Origin of the sequence: Burkholderia sp. BCC1972, assembly GCF_905339605.1 — a bacterium.
In the GTDB taxonomy this organism is placed as follows: domain Bacteria; phylum Pseudomonadota; class Gammaproteobacteria; order Burkholderiales; family Burkholderiaceae; genus Burkholderia.
Genome location: NZ_CAJPGH010000007.1, coordinates 156,470 through 178,178, shown reverse-complemented (window position 1 = coordinate 178,178; position 21,709 = coordinate 156,470). Strand labels below are relative to the sequence as shown.

The following is a 21,709-nucleotide window of genomic DNA, read 5'->3' as shown; positions in this document are numbered from 1 at the left end:
GCGGCGTTCAGCCCGACCGGTAGTCGTCGAGCATCGGCGCGAACATCTCGTGCCACGCGCGCGGTTTCGCCTTGATCGTGCCGGCGAGGTACAGGAATTCGACGTAGTCCATCAGCTGGTTCGGCAGCACCGAGAAGCGCGTGTCGGGTGCGGCGAGCATCCGCATCACGTCGTCGTGCGACACGCCGACGCCCGACGACGCCGCATACAGCGCGGCCGCCGCACGCGGGTCCTGCGCGATCAGGCGGTTCGCTTCGTCGAGCGCGCCGAGAAACGCGACGGCGAGCGCGGGCTCCGTATCGACGAGCCGCTTCGGCGCGAACACGACGTCGAGCGTCAGCGGGCCGAGCACGTCGACCGAGCTCACCACGCGGTGTATGCCCGGCTGCCGCAATTCGAGCGTCGAGAACGGCGGCGACGTGAAGTGCGCGGTGACGCCGTTCTCGCGACGGATCAGCGCCTGCATCGCCTGCGGATGCGGCAGGTTCACGGTGATCGAATCGAGCTGCGCGAAATGCGTCGGGCCGAGCTGCCGGCTCGCGACCATCTGCAGCACGACGGCCGACAGCGACGTGCGGATGCCCGGCACCGCGACCCGGTCGGACGGCGTGAAATCGCGCAGCGACACGAGGCCCGGACGGTTCGCGTTCAGCGACAGCGACGTGGTCGACAGCCCGCTGATGCCGATCACCTCGACGTTCGGAATGCCGCGCGCCCGCGCCCACAGCTCGATGAAACCCGGTGCGCCGGCGCCCGCGAAATCGAGCGTGCCGGCCATCATCGCGTCGTTGACGGAGTTGCCGCCGTCGAGCAGCACCCAGTCGACCGCGACGTCGCGCACGCCATGACGTGCCGCGTGCCGTTCGAACAGCCGCTGCTTCTCCATCACGAGCAGCGGCAGGTACAGCACGCCATAGCCTTTGGAAATCCGGACCGTGCGCGGCTTCGCCCGCACGAGCGACGGCACCGCGAACGCGCCGAGCCCGGCGGCGATCAGTGCGCGGCGGCGCGGCAGCGTCGTCATGCGCGTGCTGCCATGCGACGGACGGAAAACGGCCCCGCGAAGGCTGCCGTCGCGCCGCGTCGCGCGTTCGTCGCGCCCGTGACATGCTGCATGTTGCCGTCTCCTTGAATAATTCTGGTATTAATGCCGTCCTTGCCTGCTGCTTCCGGCTCGACACAGGTTATCGACCGAGTCTGAGAAAATGCTGACATCCGGCCCTCGGGAAAACCCCTAACCCACCTACCTGCAAAACGGCACCATGCGCATTCTCGTCGTGGAGGACGATGCCGAAATCGGCGCGGCGATCCGCAGCCGCCTGGCGCGGCTCGGCCACGCGGTCGACCTCGAAGCCGACGGCGCGACCGCGCACGGGCTGCTGCGCGTCGAGCGCTTCGACCTCGTCGTGCTCGACGCGAACCTGCCCGGCATGGACGGCTTCACGGTGTTGCGCCACCTGCGCGCGTCGGGCAGCACGACGCCCGTGCTGCTCGTCACCGCGCGCTCGGCGATCGACGACCGCGTGAGCGGCCTCGGCCTCGGCGCCGACGACTATCTCGTGAAGCCATTCGACTATCGCGAGCTCGACGCCCGTGTGCAGGCGCTCCTGCGCCGCAACAGCGGCCATGCGAACGACGTGCTGACGCTCGGCGGCCTCGTGATCGACCGCAGCAGCCGCCTCGCGGAACTCGACGGCCAGCCGCTGTCGCTGTCGCGCCAGGAGTTCGCACTGCTCGAAATCCTCGCGAGCCGGCCGCAGCGGATCTTCTCGAAGGACGAGCTGCTGAACCAGCTGTTCAGCTTCGGCAACGAGCCGACCACGAACGCGGTCGAACAGTACGTGACGCGCGTGCGCAGGAAGCTGCAGGGCAGCTCGGTCGAGATCCGCACCGCACGCGGGATGGGGTATCAGATTGCCGCGCACTGACTGGTTCCCGAAGACGCTGTTCGGGCGCACACTGCTCCTGGTCGCGCTCGTCGTCGCAAGCGGCGCGCTCGCCCTCGCGGTGATCGCGCGCTACTACGCGGGCGTCGCAGCCGAACGCGCATACGACCAGTTGCTTGCAGGCGCATCGATCCAGGTCGCGGAAAACCTCTACGTGCAGGGCGGCGTGCTTGCGCTGAATCCGCCGGTGGCCGCACTGTCGACGCTGTCGCGCTACGACCTCGTCTACTACAAGGTCGTCGATTCGCGCGGCATCGTCGTGGCCGGCTACAACGATCTCGCGAGCCCCGCGACGCTCGCCGCCGCGAAACAGGGCCCGGCGTTCGCGAATGGCGTCTACCAGGGGCACCGGATCCGCACCGCGACCATCGCCCGCTACATGCCCGAGGAGAGCACGCCGGGCTGGGCGCTCGTGACGGTCGCGCAAACCACCAACGCGCGCCAGCAGCTCACGAACGACATGAGCTTCAAGGTGTGGACGCTGATCCTGCTGATGAGCGTGCTCGCGATCGGCGCAAGCGGCCTCGCGATCCGGCGCGGGCTGCGCCCGCTCGCGCAGATCGGCATGATCATCGCCGCGCGCGACCCGGCCGACCTGCGGCCGGTGGCCGTCGATACGCCGAGCGAGATCGACGCGATCATCGGCTCGATCAACGGGTTGATGCACCGTCTCGCCGAACGCATCAACGCGATGCAGCGCTTCATCGCCGACGCCGCGCATCAGATGCGCACGCCGCTCGCGCGGCTCGACGCGCAGATCGAGCTGCTCGACGGCGAATCCGATCCCGCGCGTCACGCGGCGCGGCTCGATGCGCTGCGCGCGACGTCCTCGGATGTCGGGCGGCTCACCGGCCAGCTGCTCAATCACGCGATGGTGATTCATCGTACCGAGGCCGTGCCGCTGCAACCCGTCGAACTGATCGCGCTCGCCAAAGAGGTGCTCGGCCGCACGATTCCGCTCGCGGGCGAGCGCGATGTCGCCGTTGCGTTCGCGAGCGATGCGCCGCTGGCGTGGATCGACGGCGACGCGATCAGCCTGCAGGAAGCGTTGTCGAACGTGTTGCACAACGCGCTGCTGCACGGTCACGCGGACGACATCGTCGTGTCGGTCGCGACCACGGGCAACGTCGACGGCGCGGTCACGCTGACCGTGACCGACAACGGCCGCGGGATACCGCGCGAGCATTGGGACGCGGCACTGCAACCGTTCGTGCGGATCGCGCCGGACGGCAGCGAGCGGCGCACGGGGTCGGGCCTCGGGCTCGCGATCGTGCAGGAAGTGATGAAGGCGCACGGCGGGCGCGTCGGGTTTGCGTTTCCCGATGCGGGCGGGTTCGCAGTGGTGCTGACGTTTCCGCGGGCAGCGGGGACGCACGCAAGCGACGCGTGAGTCGACCCGTGCGCGGCAATGCTACGCCGCGACGGCCTCCCCGCCCAGATACGCATCGCGCACGCGCTCGTCGTCGAGCAGCGTTTTCGCGGGCCCTTCGAGCACGACGCGCCCCGTCTGCAGCACGTACCCGTAGTGCGCGATCTCCAGCGCGAGGCTCGCGTTCTGCTCGACCATGAACACCGTCACGCCCTGCCGGTTGATCGCGTCGATCAGCTCCAGCACCTTGTCGACGTAGAGCGGCGACAACCCCATCGTCGGCTCGTCCATGCAGATCAGCTTCGGCCGCGCCATCAACGCCCGCGCCATCGCGAGCATCTGCTGCTCGCCGCCCGACAGCGTGCCCGCACGCTGCGTCAATCGTTCGCGTACGCGCGGAAACAGGTCGAGCACACGCTCGTAGTCATCGGCCACGGCCGTGCGGTCGCCGCGCGTGTACGCGCCCATCAGCAGGTTCTCGCGCACGCTCATGTCGCCGAACAGCCGCCGCGCCTCGGGCACCGCCGCGATCCCGCGCCGCACGCGCTGCGGCGTCGCGAGCGCCGTCACGTCGGCGCCGTCGAAACGCACGACGCCGCGCTTCGGCCGCATCAGCCCGAGAATCAGCTTCATCGTCGTCGACTTGCCGCTCGCGTTGCCGCCGAGCAGGCTGACGATCTGCCCGCGGCCCACTTCGAAGTTCACGTCGAAATGCACCTGCACGGGCCCGTAGAACGTGTCGAGGTGTTCGAGTTTCAGCAGCGCGTCGGTCATCGTCGTATCGGGTCCGGTGGAAAGCGCGGTCATGCGGCCGCCTGCGCGGTGCGGTCGGCCGGTGCGCCGCCCGCATGGCGGCGGCCGAGATAGGCTTCGATCACGCGCGGATCGTGCCGCACGTCGCGCGGCGCGCCTTCGGCGATCTTCTCGCCGTTGTCGAGCACCATCACGCGGTCGGACACGCGCATCACGAGTTCGAGCTTGTGCTCGATCAGCAGGATCGTCAGGCCACGCGCCTTCAGCGACTGGATCAGTTGCAGCATCTCGGCCGTCTCCGTCTCGTTCATCCCGGCCGTCGGTTCGTCGAGCAGCAACAGGCGCGGATGCAGCGCGAGCGCGCGGCCGATCTCCACGCGCCGCCGGTTCGCATACGACAGGCTGTGCGCCGGATGATCGATGCGCGGCGTGAGCCGTTCGCCGAACCCGGCGACGATCGCGCGCGCCTCCTCGCGCAGCGCGGCTTCCTCGCGGCGCACCGACGCGGGCCGCACGAGCGCGCGCAGCACCTCGGCCGCCGCGCCGAGCGCGGGCCAGCCCGGCCGCGCCGCGCGCAGCCTGGCATGCGCGCCGATCAGCACGTTGTCGAGCACGCTCAGGTTGCCGAACACGCGGCCATGCTGGAACGTGCGCGCGATGCCGAGCGCCGCGAGGCGCTCGGGCGCCGTGCCCGTGATGTCGCGGCCGTCGAACGTCACGCGGCCGGCGTCGGGCCGGTCCGCGCCCGCGATCAGGTTGAACAGCGTCGACTTGCCCGCGCCGTTCGGGCCGATCACGCTCAGCAGCTCGCCGTCGGCGAGCGTCAGGCTCGCGCCGTCGAGCGCGGTCACGCCGTCGAAGCGGCGCGTCAGGCCCTGCACGTCGAGCAAGGGTCGGTGGGTCGTCATCGCATTCCTCCTCACACCGTGCCGAGCAGGCCCTGCGGCCGGAACCGCACGAGCAGCAGCAGCACGACGCCGTAGATCAGCATCCGGTAGTCGGCCGCCCAGCGGAACAGCTCGGGCAGCCCGATCAGCGCGATCGCGCCCGCGATGCCGCCGAGCACGTTGCCGAGCCCACCGAGGATCACCATCGTCAGCGCGAGGATCGACACCTGCGAATCGAAGGTCTGGTGATTGATGTAGCTGTACAGGTGCGCGGCAATGCCGCCGCTCACGCCGGCCGCGACACCGCCGACCGCGAACGCGATCGCCTTGTAGCGGTTCGGCGCGATGCCGTGCGCACGCGCGGCGACGTCGTCCTCGCGCACCGCGCGCAACGTGCGGCCCAGGTGCGAGCGCAGCAGCCTCACCTGTACGAGCGCGAACCCGACGAGCACCGCGAACGTGAACCAGTACGCGGCGCGCGCGGTCGTCGCCCACGGCAGCGGCGCGATGCCGGTGACGCCGAGCGGGCCGCGCGTCAAGCCGTCCCAGTTCAGGATCACGAGGCTCACCACCTCGCCGATGCCGAGCGTCGCAATCGACACATAGTGCCCGCGCAGCCGGAATGCCGGATAGACGAGCAGCGTGCCGAGCACCGCGGTGATGACGCCCGCGCATGGAATCGTCACGGCCGGCGACCAGCCGAGATCCGACGACAGCAGCGCCGACGCATACGCGCCGATCACGAGCAATGCCGCGTGGCCGAGCGAGATCTGCCCGACCGTGCCCGCGACGAGCGTGAGGCTCAGCGCGAGCAATCCGTACAGCCACGCGTTGGTCAGCGTCTGCAGCACGTACGGCGACGCGCCGAGCCACGGCAGTACGGCCGCCAGCGCGATCAGCACGACGAGCACCGGGCGCGGCACGCGCACGGCTTTCGCGGCCGCGAGGAAGGTGCCCGTCATCGGCTCGGGCGGCAGCGCGCGGTTCGCGCTGAACAGGCCGTTCGGCCGCCATACGAGGAACACGATCAGCAGTCCGAACGCGAACAGGTCGCGATAGCTCGTGCCGAACAGCGCGACACCGTAGCTTTCGACGAGGCCGAGCAGCAGGCTGCCGGCGATCGCGCCCGGCACGTTGCCGAGCCCGCCGATCAGCAGCGCGACGACGCCCTTCAGCGTCGCCTGGAAGCCCATCGCCGGATCGATGCTGTTGTAGTACATGCCGACCAGCAGCCCGCTCACGCCGCCGAGCGCGCACGCGATCGCGAACACGGTCTGGTTCACGCGATCGACGTCGACGCCCATCTGCAGCGCCGCGTCGCGATCCTGCGCGGTCGCGCGCACGGCCCAGCCGAGCCGCGTGAAGCGCAGGAAGCCGTACAGCAGCGCGGCCGCCGCGATGCCGATGCCCGCGATCAGCAGGTCGAGCGAGCCGAGCGTCGCACCGGCGATCCGCACGTGCCAGTCGGGCAGCGGCGTCGGCACCGCGCGCGGGTCCGCGCCGAACGCGAGCTGCGCGAGCTGGTCGAGGATGAAGCTGATGCCGATCGTCGCGAGCAGCGGCGCGATGCGCGCCGCATGGCGCAGCGGCCGCAGCCCGATCCGCTCGATCGCGACGCCGAGCGCGCCGCAGCCGACGACGACCGCCGCCAGCGCGACCGGCAGCGGCAGCCCGAAGCGCGTCAGGCACAGCCAGCCGATGAATGCGCCGACCATGTAGACCGAGCCGTGCGCGAAGTTGATCAGGTGCGACACGCCGAAGATCAGCGCGAGCCCGACCGCGAGCAGCGCGTAGATGTTGCCGACGATGAGGCCGTTGAGCGTGTAGTCGAGCCAGGAAGCCATCACGATGCGTCCGTCACGTGCATGCGGTTCATGTCAGGCTCAACGCGCCGCGAGCTGCGGCTTCGCGCCATCCCACAGCGCCCACTGCCCCTGCTTCACGACCAGGTACACGGTGCGCGCACCGGCGACGCGACGCGTCTGCGGATCGAAGCGCACCTTGCCGAAGATCACGCTCGGCACGTCGCTGACCTTCGCGAAGCCGTCGTGCGCGGCCTGGCGCGTCGTGCCGTAGCGGCGCAGCACTTCCGCCGACAGGATCAGCGCGTCATAGGCACGCGCGACGAACGAATCGGGATCGGTATGGAATTTCGCGCGATAGCGCTGCACGAACGCCTGCACCTCGGGGCGCGGTTCGGCCGGGAAGAAGTTCGACTCCGTATACACGCCTTCGACGGCCGTGCCGCCCAGCTCGAGGAACTTCGGCGAATACACGGAGCCGACCGCCGCGATCGGCAGCGTGAGCCCCGATGTACGCGCCTGGCGCACGATCTGCGCGCCGTCCGCGTAGTACGAGATCAGCACGATCGAATCGGGCTTCGATTCACCGATGCGCACGAGCGTCGAGCGGAAATCCTTCTCCGCCGGCTGGTAGCCTTCGGCCGCGACGACCTGCGCGCCGAGCCCGGCGACCGCCTTCGCGAAGATGTCCTTGCTGGTGCGGCCCCAGTCGGTGTTCAGGTACAGCACCGCGATCCGCTTGAAGCCGAGTTCCTTCACCGCATAGCGCGCGAGCAGCGGCTGCTCCTCGGCCTGGCTCAGCGCGGTGCTCCACAGATAGTCGCCGCCCTTCGTGAAATCCGGATGCGAGTTCGTGAAGCCGAACTGCACGAGTTGCCCGCGCTGGTAGATCGGCGACGCGGCCATCGACGTCGCGCTCGAGAAGTCGCCGAGCTCGATCGCGATGCGCGGATCGGCGACGAACTTCTGCGCGATCGCCACCGCCTGGCGCGGATCGCTGCGGCTGTCCTGGAAGTCGATCGCGAGCGGCCGGCCGTGAATGCCGCCGCTGCCGTTGATCTCGTCGAGCGCGAGATCGAAGCCGCGCTTCCATTGCTCGCCGTATTGCGCGTCCTGGCCCGTGAGCGGCCCGCTCACGCCGACCACCACCGGCTCGCCCGACACGCCGGCCGCGAGCGCACCGCCCGCCGACAAGCCCCATGCGGCAGCAAGCGCCGCTACCGTGCCCAGCACGCGCCGCCATGCGCCGCGTGCGTCGTTCCCCGAAACGTTCATGCGTCCCCCAGCTTCAGTGAGTCGAAAAGAGTGAGGGCATGTAACCATCCGGCTCAGGGCGATCCAACGAAGTTTTGCGCATATCGATATCGCGCGCGGCGCGAAGCGGATCGCGCTCGCGAACGCGCATCCGTTCGCGCCGCCTTGCGCGATCCATCGGCACACGTCGCATCGCGTTGATTCGATTGACGTTTCCTTCGCGCCGCCACGCACAACCGATGCGCATGCATGCGCCACCGGCCGCCGCCGCCATCGCACGCTTCGCAGGTTTCACGCTGTCGATAGCAGGAATCATTATATGAATCACGCATGGTCGCGCTCCTACAATGCGCAAATCGCATCATTGGAACGCGTCATGGAGCTGCATCAACTCGAAGCCTTTTCCGCGGTCATGTCGGCCGGCAGCGTGACCGGCGCGGGCGAACTGCTCGGCCGCTCGCAGCCGGCCGTCACGCGGCAGATCCAGGAGCTCGAAGCCGATCTCGGCTACGCGCTGTTCGACCGCCACGGCCCGCGCGTCACGCCGACGCGCCGCGCGTTCCTGCTGTACGAGGAAGTCGAACGCTCGCTGGTCGGCCTGCGTGCGATCGAGGCACGCGCACGCGCGCTCGGCGACGAAACGGCCGAACCCGTGCGCATCGCGGCGACGCCGTCGCTCGCGGCCACGCTCGTGCCGGCCGCGCTCGCCGCGCTGCCCGACGACGCGCACGCGCCGCAATACCAGTTGCGCAGCGAATCGGCCGAGCATGTCGTGCATGAAGTGCTGGCCGGCACGGCCGACGTCGGCGTCGTCACGCTGCCGATGGCGCATGCGGGGCTCGACGTGCACTGGATCGCGCAGACGCCGTGCGTCGCCGTGCTGCCCGCCGGCGATCCGCTCGCGGCGAAGCCGCGCATCGCGCTGCGCGATCTCGCGCAGCGCCGTATCGTGACGGTCGCGAACCGGCACCGGCTGCGCCAGCGCATCGACGCCGCGTTCGCGGCTGCCCGTGTCGACGCGCGCGTGTTCATCGAGACCAATGCATCGCTGAATGCGGTGATGGCCGCGCGCGCGGGCATCGGGATCGGCATCGTCGATCCGGCAACGGGCGTCGCGCTGCCGGTGGACGGCGTCGTCGCGCGGCCGCTCGACGTCGACATCCCGTTCGCGTTCGGCGTCGCAACGCCGGCCGGCAAGCCGCGCACGGCAGCCGTCGACGCGCTGCTCGACGCGCTGCACCGCACGACGGGCGCGCTGCTCGACGACGTGATCTTTCACGACGCGGCCGCGCATGACGCACTGCTGCGCGGCGACCGTCTGCGCAACGAGCGGGCGCCACGTCCGCCACGCACCGCACGTGCACGCCGCACGCGCCCGGAGGCCGCATGACGACACCGCTCGACGCACTCGAAGCACGGCTCGCGCAGGACCTGCGCTGGCTCGACCTGCCCGCGCCATCGTGGGTGCCGCCGCGCGAAGCGGACGGCGCGCGCGTGCTCGACGTCTCGATCGTCGGCGGCGGCATGGCGGGGCTCGCGGCATCCGCCGAACTGCGCCTGCTCGGCATCGACAACCAGTGCGTGATCGACCGTGCGCCGGCCGGCTACGAAGGGCCGTGGATCACGTTCGCGCGGATGGAGACGTTGCGCTCGCCGAAGCAGCTCACGGGCCCCGCGCTCGGCCTGCCCGCGCTGACGTTCCGCGCGTGGTTCGAAGCACAATTCGGCCGCGACGCCTGGGACGCGCTCTACAAGATTCCGCGCACGCAATGGATGGACTACCTGCGCTGGTATCGACGCGTGCTCGACCTGCAGGTGCGCAACGACACGGCGCTCGTCGCGCTGCGCCCGCGCGACGACGGGCTGCTCGCGCTCGACGTGCGCGGCAACGGCGAAGCGCAGACGCTGCTCGCGCGACACGTCGTGCTCGCGACCGGCCGCGACGGTCTCGGCGGCCCGTATGTACCGCCCGTCGCGCACCGCGTGCCACGCACGCGCTGGGCCCATTCGTCGGAGCCGATCGACTTCGCGGCGCTCGCGGGCAAGCGCGTCGGCGTCGTCGGCGCGGGTGCGTCCGCGTTCGACAACGCGGGCACCGCACTCGAAGCCGGCGCCGCGCGCGTCGACCTGTTCTTCCGCCGCGCGGACATTCCGCGCATCAACAAGCTGACCGGCATCGGCAGCCCGGGGCTCGTGCACGGCTACGCCGATCTCGACGACGCGACGAAGTGGCGCTTCATGCACTACGCGCTGACGTCGCAGACACCGCCGCCGCGCGACAGCGTGCTGCGCGTATCGCGCCACGAGCATGCGCATTTCCATGCAGGCAGCCCGATCGAGACGCTTGCCGACCACGCGGACGGCCTCGACGTCACGACGCCGCGCGGGCGCTACACCGTCGACTTCCTGATCTTCGCGACGGGCTTTCATTCGGACTGGACGACGCGCGAAGAATTCGCGTCGTTCGGCGCGCACGTGCGGCGCTGGAAGGATCGTTATCGACCGGAACCGGATCTGTGGCTCGACGAACTCGCGGAGTCGCCCGACCTCGGCCCCGCGTTCGCGTTCCAGGAGCGCGAGCGCGGTGCATGCCCGGCCGTCACGCATATCCATTGCTTCAACCATGCGGCGAGCCTGAGCCACGGCAAGCTGTCCGGCGATATCCCGGTGATCAGCGCCGGCGCGAAGCGGCTGGCGCGCGGCATCGCGAGCCGGCTGTTCGACGCCGATCGCGACCGGCATTACGACGCGCTCGTCGCGTACGCGAACGCCGAACTGCAAGGCGACGAATGGCACGACGCCGATGCGTGAGCGCACGCCATCGATCACACCGACGAAGAAGGAAAACCGAAACGATGACTGACTCCATCACGCCGGCCGCCGTGCCGGATACGATCGACGCGGTGGCCGGCCTGCGCGAAGGCGACACCGTCGCCGCGCTGCGCCGCGCGCGCGACAAGGTGCTGCTGCATACGCAGCTGAGCGAAGCCGCGCTGTTCGATCCCGCCTTGCCCGATCTTTCGCTGGTCGAGCGGCTGCATGCGGCGCGGTATGTCGCGCGGAAGTCGAATGCACACGCGCTGGCCGATACGTATCGCGCCCGACTGCTCGACGCGGGCGGCACGGCACGCGACATCGAACACGCGGATGCCGACGCGTTCGACGCGCTGCCTCGACGCCTCGGCGCGCTGCTCGCGCACGCGAAGCGCCTGACGCTCTCCCCTGTCGATGCACGCGCAGCCGATCTCGACGCACTGAAGTCGGCCGGCCTCACGACACCCGCGATCGTCGCGCTGTCGCAGCTCGTGGCGTTCGTCGCCTATCAGTTGCGCGTCGCCGTTGCCGCGCAGGCGCTTCAGTCCCGCGCCGGCAAGGAGGCCGCATGACGACGAGCGCTCACGGCTTCACATCCGACACGCTCGGCTGGCGCGCGTGGCTCGACACGGTGTCGCTCGATGCCGCGACGCCCGATCAGCTCGCCGTGCTCGACGCAAGCCACCCGCAGGCGAAGACCTCCGACTATTACCTGCTGCTCGTGCACCTGCCCGAGATCCTGCGGCAACGCTCGGGCGTGTTCAACGCGATCATGTACGGTCCCGGCGGCCTGTCGCGTGCGGAACGCGAGCTGGCCAGCACGGCCGTGTCGCGCGTGAACGGCTGCGTGTATTGCGCGTCGGTGCATGCGCAGCGCTTCGCGCAGCTCGCGAAACGCACCGATGCGATCGAGCAGGTATTCGACGATCCCGCGACGGCCGGCACGACGGCACGCGAACGCGCGATCATCCGCTATGCGATCGCGTTGACCGAACGGCCCGACGCGATCGACGAACGCGCGATCGCCGCACTCGAGGCCGAAGGGCTGACGCATGAAGAGATTCTCGACCTGTCGCACGCGGTCGCGATCTTCGCGTGGGCGAACCGGTTGATGCTGACGCTCGGCGAGCCGGTGTTTCCGGCGCCGGCGGCCGGCGCCTGACCGCACGGACAGGCGTGACGCGGGTTCCGCCCGCGTCACGCCTTGTGCGTCGACAGCAGGATGCTCGTCTCGGTATTCGCGATCCCGTCGATCAGCCGGATCGCGCCGAGCACGCGATCGAAGTGCTCGAGCGAATCGGCATGCAGTTCGGCGACGAGATCCCAGCGCCCGTTCGTACTGTGGATCGACGCGACGTTCGGATGCCCGCGCAGCACCTTCACCACCTCCGCGCCGCGATTGCCCTGCACCGCGATCGACATCAGCGCGCGAATCCGGTGCCGTTCGGCGGCCGGCTTGAGCCGTACCGTATAGCCGACGATCACGCCGTTTTTCTCCAGCCGCGTGAGGCGGTTCTGCACGGTCGCGCGCGCGACGCGCAATGCCTTCGCCAGCGCGACGACGGGCAGTCGCGCGTTGTCTCGCAGCAGTGCGATGAGCTGACGGTCGACGTCGTCGAGCGTGATCATGAACGGGCCTTCTGTAGAGCGTGAGCCGGCCGCCAGCGTGCCGGAGGCGACGCATTCCGGCTAGTGTGAACTGGACAAACTGCCTAAATTGGCTGGCAATTTGCCAAGTCTATCGAGAAATATGCCACTTTTGCTGTCTTTTTGTTGGCTCGACTCGCGGAAATAATGACTCCATCGACCGGCCGGACACGCCGCGCCGCGCTTTCCAGGAAGCCCGACGCCCGCGCCGAAACACCGCCCGGTCGACCAGAACGCCAGGACACCCGTACCGGCACTGAATATGGAGACAGACCGATGACCCGCTTCCTCGACGTTCCCGCCACCGCCCGCCTGATCGCCAGGACCGGCGTGACGACGTTCCTGCGCGAACTCGTCGACACGCTGCGCGCCGATTACCTGCACTGGGCCGAGTTCGACAAGTCGCCGCGCGTCGCCTGCCATTCGCGCGACGGCGTGATCGAGCTGATGCCCGTCGCGAACGCGTCGCTGTTCGCGTTCAAGTACGTGAACGGCCACCCCGTCAACGCGGCGCGCGGCATGCATACGGTGATGGCGTTCGGCGCGCTCGCCGAAGTCGATACCGGCTACCCGCTGCTGCTCGCCGAACTCACGCTGACCACCGCGTTGCGCACGGCCGCCACGTCGGTGCTCGCCGCCCAGCTGCTCGCGCGCCCCGATGCGCGCAAGATGGCGCTGATCGGCAACGGCGCGCAGAGCGAATTCCAGGCGATCGCGTTCCACACGCTGCTCGGCATCGACGAGATTCGCGTGTTCGACGTCGACCGCCAAGCGACCGACAAGCTCGTGCGGAACCTCGCCGCGTATCCCGGTCTGCGCGTCGTGCGCGCGGCCTCGACCGCCGACGCCGTGCGCGGCGCCGACATCGTGACGACCGTCACCGCCGACAAGGCGTACGCGACGATCGTCACGGCCGACATGATCGAGCCCGGCATGCACCTGAACGCCGTGGGCGGCGATTGCCCCGGCAAGACCGAACTCGAGGCGGGTGTGCTGCACGCGGGCCGCGTGTTCGTCGAATTCGAGCCGCAGTCGCGCATCGAGGGCGAGATCCAGCAGATGCCGGCCGACTTCCCCGTCACCGAGCTGTGGCGCGTGCTGCAGCGCGAGACGACCGGCCGCGAACGTGCGGACGAAGTCACGGTGTTCGACTCGGTCGGCTTCGCGCTCGAGGACTACTCGGCGCTGCGCTATCTGTACGCGCTCGCGCAGCAGCACAACGCGGGCGTCGAGATCGCGCTGATTCCGCCAGCCGTCGACCCGAAGAACCTGTTCGCGCTGATCGACGACCCGGCCGCGATCGCGCAGGGTCACGCGGCATTCGTGACCGAAGCCGTCGCCGCGTTCGCGCGCTGACCGTCATCCTCGGGCGGCCCGTGCGCCGCCCGCTTTCCTGCCCTTCGCTCCTGCCTTTCATGAATCTCGTATCGATCCAGGCGCCGGCCGCCGTCGTGATGATCCGGCCGCACCGCTTCCTGCCGAACCCGCAGACCGCGGCCGACAACGCGTTCCAGCGCACGGCCGGCGGCGGCGCCATCGACACGGCCTCGGTATCCGGCGCCGCACGCGACGAAGTCACGGCCGCCGCGCAGGTGCTCGCCGATGCGGGCGTGCGCGTGCACGTGTTCGATGACCCCGGCGAGCGCGACACGCCCGACTCCGTGTTCCCGAACAACTGGTTCTCGACGCATCCGGGCGGCCATGTCGCGCTGTTTCCGATGTGCAGTCCGAACCGCCGCCGCGAGCGGCGCGCGGACGTGATCGAGATGCTCAAGGCCGAATACCGCGTGCAGGACGTGATCGACTACTCGGGGCTCGAATACGACGACGTGTTCCTCGAAGGCACCGGCGCGATGGTGCTCGACCACGTCGCGCGGATCGCGTACACCGCGCGCTCGCGACGCGCCGATCCGGTCGCGCTCGAACGCTTCTGCACGAACTTCAATTTCGAGCCGATCTGCTTCGATACGGCCGATGCGAACGGGCGGCCGATCTATCACACGAACGTGATGATGAGCGTCGCGACCGAGTTCGCGATGGTCGGCCTCGACCTGATCGTCGACAGCCGGCGCCGCGGCGAAATCGCGCAACGCCTGACCGAAACGGGGCGCGCGGTGATCGCGCTCGATCCATCGCAAATCGAAAATTTCGCGGGGAATACGCTGGAATTGTCGGGCAAGGACGGCCGCGTGCTCGCGCTGTCGCGACGCGCGTTCGATTGCCTCACGCCCGACCAGCGCACGGTGATTGAGCGCTCCGCGCGGCTGCTGCCGCTAGACGTGCCGACGATCGAACTGGCCGGCGGGTCGGTGCGCTGCATGCTCGCGGGTATTCATCTCGCGCGCCGTCACGCGGCGTGCGATACAGCGGAAGCCGAAGCGGCGGAACCGCAGCGCGAAGCGGAATCGCACGCCTGAAGGGAAAGCGCATCGGCCTCACGTCACGGCCGATGCAATCGGATGCTTCGTCCTGCGAACGAGGCCGAAGCATCCTGCACGCCGTTCAACCGCCCAGCAGCTTCAACCCCGCCGGCAGCGTCTCGCCGAACACGCGCACCGTGTCGGCTTCGTCGAACGCGATTGCCTCGCGCACCATGTCGATCCACGCCGCCGATGCATGCGCGGCCGACAGGCGCTTGATGACGGCCTCGCGCGTGTCGTCCGGCAAATCACGCGAGCGGTCGCCCGTCATCCGCGCAATCTGCGCAGCCGCGAACGCGGCCGGCTCGACCTGTTTCCAGTCGAGCGCGAACAACGCGTCGAGCCAGCCGTTGGCGACTTCCGCCGGCACGACGCTGTGCGCGCTGCCGTAGAACGGCCGGCGCGCCCCGATGCGCCCGAGCGCCCACGCACACAGCGCCCGCTCGGCCGGCTTCTGCAACTGCGCGATCAGGCGCTCGCCCAGCTCGACCTTGCGCTCGACGGGCAGCCGTTCGAGCGACGCGGACAGCCGCGTCATGTCGGCCGGGCCGACCTTGCCCGGATCGAACGGCAGCTTGCGGCGCTTGTCGTCGGACGGTTCGAGGAACGCGATCGCGTCGCGCACCTGCGTCTGCGCATCGTCGTCGAGGCCGCCGGCCACGCGCCGCCACAGCGTCCACCACTCGGACCACACCTGTCCGTCGGTCACGTATTGAATCCCGTCGTCGAACAGCGGCCACAGCTGCTCGATGCGCCATGCATCGAGCGGATGACCGAAACCCGGACGCAGGCAGTAACCGGCAAGGTTCAGCCACGCCCGTTCGTGATCGGCCGAACGGCGGCGGCGGCGCGCGCGTGCGAGCAGCGCATCGAACAGTTCGCGCGCGAGCGCGACGTCCCACTCGTCGCGCGCACCGAGCACCTGTTCGAGTTGCGCGCGCAACCGGCGCGTGTCCTTCGGCGTCATGCCCGCGGCCTTGCTGCCGAACGAGCGCTCGATCAGCTCGATCGCCTGGTCGAGACGCGGATGCCGCGCGGGCCCCGCATCGTCGCCTTGAACCGGCGCATCGCCGCGCAGCTGGAATTCGAGCCGCCAGCGGCGCGCCGCGTCGTCGGTCGCGATGCAGTGCATTTCGAGCGTGCCGACCTCGGTCAGCGACGCCGTGAGCTTCACCGGCGTTTCGCGGGCGTCGCTGCCCGCCTTCGCATCGACGACCGTCGCGATCGGCGGCAGCCGCACGAAATCGCCGCCATCGAGATCGACGAGATCGCCCGGTCGATACTTCGTCTCGGCCACCGTCGACACGAGGTGGAAACGCACCGGCTGCCCGAGCTGCAGCGCGAACGTGCGATCGTCGAGCCGGATCTCGTGCCCCTCTTCCGCACCGCGCGGCAGCAGGCAGACGCCGCGCGCGGTCGAGTCGGCCGCGCCGTCGTCGAGCACGAGGAAATAGCTGCGCGCGGACCCGCCGCCGATACGCGGCGCGTGCCCCGCGCGCGCAAGCCCGTACGCGACCGCGCCACGCGCGACGGCCACGTCCGGATGCGCGTTGTGCAACACGTCGAGCGGCGCGCCGCGCCATGCGCCGAGCGTCTGCGCGAGACGGCCGGCGAGCGCGCCCGCGCGAAACACGCCGCCGTTGAGCAGCAGCGTGTCGGGCAGCGGGCCTTCCGCATGACGATCGAGGAACGCGGCGACGTGCCGCGTGACGGCCGCGTCGCTCGCATACGGCAGCCCGAATTCGACGATCGCCGCACGCGCACGGCGCGGCAGCTCACCGGCTTCGACCTGCGGAAAGAACCCGTCGACGACGATCCGCTCGACTTCCTCGCGCGTCAGCTCGGCCGAGCGCGCACCGCCGACGAGCTTGCTGCCCGCGCCGAGCAGCGTGACGGTGACGGACGCCGGCGCATCGTCGCCGAGCAGCCGCTCCTTCGCCGCGCGGCAGCGCTCGACGAGCTGCGACAGGCTCGCGGCCGACAGCCGCGTGCCGGGCTCGGTCAGCCGCGTCTCGACCAGCCGCGCAAGCGCGAGGTCCATGTTGTCGCCGCCGAGCATCAGGTGATTGCCGACGCCGACGCGCGTAAAGGACGGCTCGCCGTCGTCGCCCGGCGCGACATCGACGAGCGTGAGGTCGGTCGTGCCGCCGCCGACGTCGCAGATCAGCACGCGGCGCGGCGCGGCAAACGACTCGCGCAGCGTGGTGCGCTGGCCATACAGCCAGTCGTAGAACGCAGCCTGCGGCTCTTCCAGCAGCCGCAGCGCGGGCAGCTTCGCGCGCCGCGCGGCCTCGACCGTCAATGCGCGCGCGCCGTCGTCGAACGATGCGGGCACCGTCAGGATCACGTCCTGTTTCGCGAGCGGCGCATCGGGAAAGCGGGTATTCCACGCGTCACGCACATGCGCGAGATAACTCGCGCTCGCATCGACCGGCGACACCTTGTCGACGCCGTCGGCCGCGCCCCACGGCAGGATCGCCGCGAGCCGGTCGACCGCCGCGTGCGACAGCCAGCTCTTCGCGCTCGACACGAGCCGGCCCGGCACCTGCGCGCCGAGCGTGCGCGCGTAGCGGCCGATCACGGCCGGCGGCGCACCGGCGGCGTTCGCTTTCGCATCGGCCGCCCACGGCAAGCGCAGCGCGTCCGGCGGCAGTTCGCCGGCCGCCGGGTGATAGCGCACCGACGGCAGCAGCGGCTGCGCGGCCACCGCGCCGGGGCCGACCAGCTGCTCGACGTCGAACACGCGGATCGCGTCGGAACCGGCCTCGACGTACGCGACGACCGTATTGCTCGTGCCGAGGTCGATGCCGACCGTATAACGCTTCATCGCGCTCAGGCGGCGCCGCGCACGTCGAACTCGACCTTCCAGCGCTCGTTCGTGCCGCTCGGGATCGCCTCGAGCTCGAGCGTGCCGGCTTCGGTCACGCGCGCATGCAGCTTCACGGGCACGACCTCGCCGACCGTGCGCCCTTCGGCGGGCAGCGTCGCCTGGATTTCCTCCAGCTCCTGCAGCTCTTCCGGCGACCAGTAGTCGAGCAGCGTGCCGACCTGGTCCTGGCGGCGCACCGACGAACCGAAGAAGCGGAACTGCACCGGTTCGCCGACGACGAGGCCGAACTCCTGCGGCGGCAGTGCCGCGTCGGAACCTTCCTCCATCCCGAACGGCGCGACGCACAGCGCCTGCACCGGCGGTTCGAGCCCCGGCACCGCGGGCATCGCCGATTCGATCGCGACGTAGTACGCACGCGCCGTGCCGCCGCGAATGCGCACGCCACGGCCGCGCTTCACGTAGCCGTAGTACGCCGCGCCGCGCGCGACCGCGAGGTCGAGATCGGCGCCTTCGAGCAGGCGCGCGGGCGGCGCGCCTTCGGCGGCCAGCCAGCTGTTGAGCGTGTCGAGCACGCGCTGCGTGAGCAGCGTCGACTTGAACACGCCGCCGTTGAACAGCACGGCGGTCGGATGCAGGAACGTCGCGCCCTGCGGCAGCGTGCGCTGCACGCCTTCGAGCGAGTCGAGCGCCGCGACCTGGCGGCCAAGGAACGCCGCGAGATGGCGCGTGATGCCCGCGTCCTGCGCATACGGCAGGCCGAGCTGCGTCAGGCCGACCCGCGCGCGGCTCACCGGGCGCGCGGCCGCATCGACCTGCGGAAAGAAGCCTTCGAGGATCGTCTGCGTGAGTTCGGCGCGCGTGAGTTCCGTGCGGATCGAGCCGCCGATCAGCTTCGAGCCGCGGCTCGGCACGACGAGCGGCACCGCGTCGGTCGTCGGGTCGGACAGCAGCGTTTCCTTCGCCGAGCGGCACGCGTACGTGAGTGCACGCAGCTGCCACGGATCGGCCTGCGTGCCCTGCTGCGCGAGCTTGCGTGCGACCACGTGCGCAAGCGCGAGGTCCATGTTGTCGCCGCCGAGCAGGATGTGCTCGCCGACGGCCACGCGATGCAGTTCGAGATTGCCGTCGCGCTCGACCACCGCGATCAGCGACAGGTCGGTCGTGCCGCCGCCGACGTCGACGCACAGGATCAGGTCGCCGACCTGCACCTGCTTGCGCCAGCCGCCCTGGCTCTTCTGGATCCAGCTGTACAGCGCCGCTTGCGGCTCCTCGAGCAACGTCATCCGCGAATAGCCGGCGGCACGTGCCGCTTCGGCCGTCAGTTCGCGCGCGGCCGGGTCGAACGACGCGGGGATCGTGACCGTCACGTCCTGGTCGGCGAACGGCGCGTCGGGATGCGCGTGGTCCCACGCTTCGCGCAGGTGCGTCAGGTAGCGGATCGAGCTTTCCAGCGGCGACACGCGCGCGACTTCCGGCGGCGCATCGCTCGGCAGGATCGCCGCGCGGCGGTCGACGCCCGGGTGGCACAGCCAGCTCTTCGCGCTCGACACGAGGCGGATCGGCGTGCCGGCGCCGCGCGTGCGCGCCATCTCGCCGACCGCGAACGCGCGCGAGGCTGTCCACGGCAGCGTCAGGTCGCCCTGCGTCAGTTCGCTTTCATGCGGCAGGTAGAGGAACGACGGCAGCAGGTCGCGCGATTCCAGCGCGCCGGGTGCGGTCAGCTGCGCGATCGGCAGCACCTGCTGCGTGATCGTTTCGCCGTCGCTTGCGCTGCTGTCGACATACGACAGCGCGCAGTGGGTCGTCCCGAGGTCGATACCGATCGAATAGCGCGGATCGCTCACAGTTCCACCTCCGCCGGTGCGACCACCGAGGCGTCGTGGCTGCCCGTCAGCTTCGGCAGGCGCACGTCGGCCACGCGCCAGCCGCGATGGCTGACCGTGCCCGTGAACGGCGCCGAACCGACCACGTTGCCCGTCACGCGCACGGCCGTCGCGTCGAAGCCGGCCGGCAGCGTCACGCGGCTGCCTTCCGCTTCGTCGCGCACCGGCACGATCGTGAAATGTTCGCGCAGCGCGGCGCGGCAGCCGTCGTGCACGAGGCGCGCGGCCGCGCCGATGTCGGCGTCCGCGTAGCCGGCGATGTCTTCCTCGACGAAGTCGATGAAGCGCGCATCGCGCTGCAGCAGGCCGAGCAGTTGCAGCGCAGCCTGCGGGCTCGCTTCGCGCAGCTCGGGCGCCGGCGCCTTCACGGGTGCGGGCGCCGGTGCGACGGGCGCGGCAGCCGGGGCAGGGGTCGGCACGACCGGTGCCGGGGCGCCATCGCGCACGCGCAGCACGCCGGCTGCGAACTCGCGATTGCCGAGCACGGAGAAGAACGTGCCGACGGCAAGCGACAGCCGGCCGAAGAAGGACAGGTTGGATTCGGGCATGGGGTCTGGACTCCTGTGGGCTCGCAACATGGCGAGCGTTTCTTGCCTGGGCGCCGGGTGGTGGCGTGCGGATGGCGCACCGCCGCCGCCCGGCGCGTGATTCGGTCGCGCCCTCGCGGGTGCGGAAAACCCGTATTTTGCCCTGTGGCGGGCGAACCGGGCAGAAGTTGGGGGACAGAACGTCGCGGCGCGGAGGTTTCGTCCGGGTCGGATCGTGCCCGATCGCACGTCGCGCGCGATGGATTGTGATGCTGCGGCGCGTCAGCGCGGCTTGCGCAGCCGGGCCGCCTTCGCTTCGAAATCGCGCGACAGCATGCCGAGCGTGACTGCGCCGAAGCGCGTCGGCAGCGATGCTTCGGCGTCCTTCAGCGTGGCCGACAGATGCGCGTTGACGGCCTGCTCGACCAGGCATTCGGGCGCGTCCTCGGGCACCAGGTCGGAGAACAGCGGCGGTTCGCCCACCGCGCGATAGACCAATCGAGGAATTTCGGGAGTTTTCCCCCTTTCTCCCTCGCTGAACTTCGCGTGATGGGTTTCCAGCACCGGTTCGATAAACATCAAATAGTGGTGGATCGCACGACCGTCCAGCCTCGCCGATGCGAAGTGGATGGTCGTGGGCTCGTCAAACAGCGCGCTTTTGTCGACGTGATCGGCAACACATCTTATTCAAATCTCCGAATGCTCGCGCATGAAATGTTTCAGCATGGGCAAGAAGAAATCGTGTCCACCGATCAGCGCGAATTCTTTTTCAAAAAGGGGAAGCCACTGCAGGCTGAGTTCAATTGGTTCGCCACCGGAACTTGGATGGGTCTCGAAATGCGTCCAGCATTCCTTCATGGCAATGGAGTCACTCGCCATGACATGCACAACATGCCGGTGCTGGATCTCGCTTCTTCCGAATTTTCTCATCGAATAGAAGTAGTCACCGAGGACGCGAACAACTTCTGCATCTTCGATGCCACTTTCCTCGCGTAGCTCACGTAGCGCAGCGGCTTCTGGCGTTTCGTTCTGTTCCATCGTTCCGGCGATCACCTGCCGCCCGGCTTCCGGGAACTTAGGCTGCGTGAAAGTGAGCAATTTATCTCGCCATGTAAGATAGACAAGTACTTTATTCTTGATTTGCACGATAATTCTTCTGGTCGAAGTCCCCCCATCCCGATGGGACAGGGACTCGTCGCATTGATCGGTTATCCAGGTCGCTGCGCTTCCGCAGAGACGCCCTGGCCAGTCACCGAATCAAGGATCGGTGCCCAACTCAGCGTCACTGCCGAAGTATGCGCTGTCGTCTTTCCGCTCGATTCACCCAAGTCCAGCGCCACATCAACACGTCGAACGAAGTCCGCGAAATTGTCTGCGTTCATCACATCCTTCAATTGCTATGAACGCGGCTTTAATCATTGCCTTCTTTCCTCAGCATGCCAAATGATAGATCACCAATACCGCACAGTGCGGAGAACCTGACGCCCGCTTTACGTTCGAATTCGTCGCATGCCACCTTGACACGCGTCGAGCCTGACGACCGACGCGACGTTCGCATCCGCGTCGGGCGTCGCGGC

The 21,709-nt window shown here is 69.3% G+C and carries 20 protein-coding genes and 1 pseudogene; 8 read left to right on the top strand and 13 right to left on the bottom strand.

Annotated elements, in window-relative coordinates:
- Positions 1-7: 7 nt before the first annotated feature.
- Complete coding sequence (locus U5798_RS13455) at positions 8-1,024, bottom strand: ABC transporter substrate-binding protein (protein ID WP_322082310.1); 1,017 nt, start codon at positions 1,022-1,024, stop codon at positions 8-10.
- The gene (locus U5798_RS13450) at positions 1,021-1,215 is read right to left on the bottom strand and encodes a hypothetical protein (protein WP_124451283.1); all 195 of its coding nucleotides are present in this window, start codon (positions 1,213-1,215) and stop codon (positions 1,021-1,023) included. Before U5798_RS13450 ends, U5798_RS13455 begins: the two co-directional genes overlap by 4 nt.
- A 47-nt stretch (positions 1,216-1,262) precedes the next feature.
- On the opposite strand from U5798_RS13450, the gene U5798_RS13445 reads away from it, so the two are divergent.
- Both U5798_RS13445 and U5798_RS13440 read left to right on the top strand, forming a co-directional pair.
- Positions 1,263-1,928 carry a response regulator transcription factor gene (locus U5798_RS13445; RefSeq protein WP_124451285.1) on the top strand — a complete coding sequence of 222 codons (666 nt, stop codon included), beginning with the start codon at positions 1,263-1,265 and terminating at the stop codon, positions 1,926-1,928.
- Positions 1,915-3,336, top strand: coding sequence for a sensor histidine kinase (locus tag U5798_RS13440; RefSeq protein ID WP_322082309.1), 1,422 nt, complete (start codon positions 1,915-1,917; stop codon positions 3,334-3,336). The genes U5798_RS13445 and U5798_RS13440 overlap by 14 nt, the downstream gene beginning before the upstream one ends.
- Before the next feature lie 21 nt (positions 3,337-3,357).
- Here U5798_RS13440 and U5798_RS13435 read toward each other — a convergent pair whose 3' ends face one another.
- Genes U5798_RS13435 through U5798_RS13415 form a run of 5 tightly spaced genes read right to left on the bottom strand, consistent with a single transcriptional unit; the run spans position 3,358 to position 8,327 of the window.
- Positions 3,358-4,122 (bottom strand): ABC transporter ATP-binding protein, encoded by a 765-nt coding sequence (locus U5798_RS13435; RefSeq protein ID WP_322082308.1) that lies wholly within the window; start codon positions 4,120-4,122, stop codon positions 3,358-3,360.
- The gene (locus U5798_RS13430) at positions 4,119-4,976 is read right to left on the bottom strand and encodes an ABC transporter ATP-binding protein (RefSeq protein WP_322082307.1); all 858 of its coding nucleotides are present in this window, start codon (positions 4,974-4,976) and stop codon (positions 4,119-4,121) included. The genes U5798_RS13435 and U5798_RS13430 overlap by 4 nt, the downstream gene beginning before the upstream one ends.
- An 11-nt stretch (positions 4,977-4,987) precedes the next feature.
- Positions 4,988-6,799, bottom strand: coding sequence for an ABC transporter permease (locus U5798_RS13425; protein ID WP_322082367.1), 1,812 nt, complete (start codon positions 6,797-6,799; stop codon positions 4,988-4,990).
- 39 nt (positions 6,800-6,838) lie between these two features.
- Entirely contained in the window at positions 6,839-8,032 is a 1,194-nt protein-coding gene (locus tag U5798_RS13420) for an ABC transporter substrate-binding protein (RefSeq protein ID WP_124451295.1), read from the bottom strand.
- Positions 8,033-8,045: 13 nt separating this feature from the next.
- Positions 8,046-8,327 (bottom strand): hypothetical protein, encoded by a 282-nt coding sequence (locus U5798_RS13415; RefSeq protein ID WP_322082306.1) that lies wholly within the window; start codon positions 8,325-8,327, stop codon positions 8,046-8,048.
- Between the two features lie 60 nt (positions 8,328-8,387).
- Here U5798_RS13415 and U5798_RS13410 point away from each other — a divergent pair, with 60 nt between their 5' ends.
- From U5798_RS13410 to U5798_RS13395, 4 genes are read left to right on the top strand one after another with little or no spacing between them, the layout of a single operon-like run.
- Positions 8,388-9,401 (top strand): LysR family transcriptional regulator, encoded by a 1,014-nt coding sequence (locus U5798_RS13410; protein WP_322082305.1) that lies wholly within the window; start codon positions 8,388-8,390, stop codon positions 9,399-9,401.
- Positions 9,398-10,822: an NAD(P)/FAD-dependent oxidoreductase gene (locus tag U5798_RS13405; RefSeq protein WP_322082304.1), complete on the top strand. Its 1,425-nt coding sequence runs from the start codon at positions 9,398-9,400 to the stop codon at positions 10,820-10,822. Before U5798_RS13410 ends, U5798_RS13405 begins: the two co-directional genes overlap by 4 nt.
- Before the next feature lie 44 nt (positions 10,823-10,866).
- A complete protein-coding gene (locus tag U5798_RS13400; protein ID WP_322082303.1) occupies positions 10,867-11,397 on the top strand; it encodes a hypothetical protein in 531 nt (176 codons plus the stop codon).
- Positions 11,394-11,987, top strand: coding sequence for a peroxidase-related enzyme (locus U5798_RS13395; protein WP_124451303.1), 594 nt, complete (start codon positions 11,394-11,396; stop codon positions 11,985-11,987). Before U5798_RS13400 ends, U5798_RS13395 begins: the two co-directional genes overlap by 4 nt.
- A gap of 35 nt (positions 11,988-12,022) precedes the next feature.
- Here U5798_RS13395 and U5798_RS13390 read toward each other — a convergent pair whose 3' ends face one another.
- The gene (locus U5798_RS13390; protein WP_059237585.1) at positions 12,023-12,454 is read right to left on the bottom strand and encodes an Lrp/AsnC family transcriptional regulator; all 432 of its coding nucleotides are present in this window, start codon (positions 12,452-12,454) and stop codon (positions 12,023-12,025) included.
- 294 nt (positions 12,455-12,748) lie between these two features.
- Here U5798_RS13390 and U5798_RS13385 point away from each other — a divergent pair, with 294 nt between their 5' ends.
- Positions 12,749-13,828: an ornithine cyclodeaminase gene (locus U5798_RS13385; protein WP_322082302.1), complete on the top strand. Its 1,080-nt coding sequence runs from the start codon at positions 12,749-12,751 to the stop codon at positions 13,826-13,828.
- A 59-nt stretch (positions 13,829-13,887) separates the two neighbouring features.
- Entirely contained in the window at positions 13,888-14,889 is a 1,002-nt protein-coding gene (gene ctlX / locus U5798_RS13380) for a citrulline utilization hydrolase CtlX (protein WP_322082301.1), read from the top strand.
- 85 nt (positions 14,890-14,974) lie between these two features.
- Here ctlX and U5798_RS13375 read toward each other — a convergent pair whose 3' ends face one another.
- The 5 genes and pseudogenes from U5798_RS13375 to U5798_RS13355 all read right to left on the bottom strand — a co-directional run bounded on the left by U5798_RS13375 (position 14,975) and on the right by U5798_RS13355 (position 21,278).
- Entirely contained in the window at positions 14,975-17,719 is a 2,745-nt protein-coding gene (locus U5798_RS13375) for an Hsp70 family protein (RefSeq protein WP_322082300.1), read from the bottom strand.
- 5 nt (positions 17,720-17,724) lie between these two features.
- A complete protein-coding gene (locus U5798_RS13370; RefSeq protein WP_124451312.1) occupies positions 17,725-19,566 on the bottom strand; it encodes an Hsp70 family protein in 1,842 nt (613 codons plus the stop codon).
- Entirely contained in the window at positions 19,563-20,153 is a 591-nt protein-coding gene (locus U5798_RS13365; protein WP_322082299.1) for a DUF2760 domain-containing protein, read from the bottom strand. Before U5798_RS13365 ends, U5798_RS13370 begins: the two co-directional genes overlap by 4 nt.
- Before the next feature lie 261 nt (positions 20,154-20,414).
- Positions 20,415-20,627 (bottom strand): annotated as a pseudogene (locus tag U5798_RS13360) (transcriptional regulator); the annotation flags it as partial.
- A 192-nt stretch (positions 20,628-20,819) separates the two neighbouring features.
- A complete protein-coding gene (locus U5798_RS13355; protein ID WP_185658155.1) occupies positions 20,820-21,278 on the bottom strand; it encodes an NUDIX hydrolase in 459 nt (152 codons plus the stop codon).
- Positions 21,279-21,709: the final 431 nt, after the last annotated feature.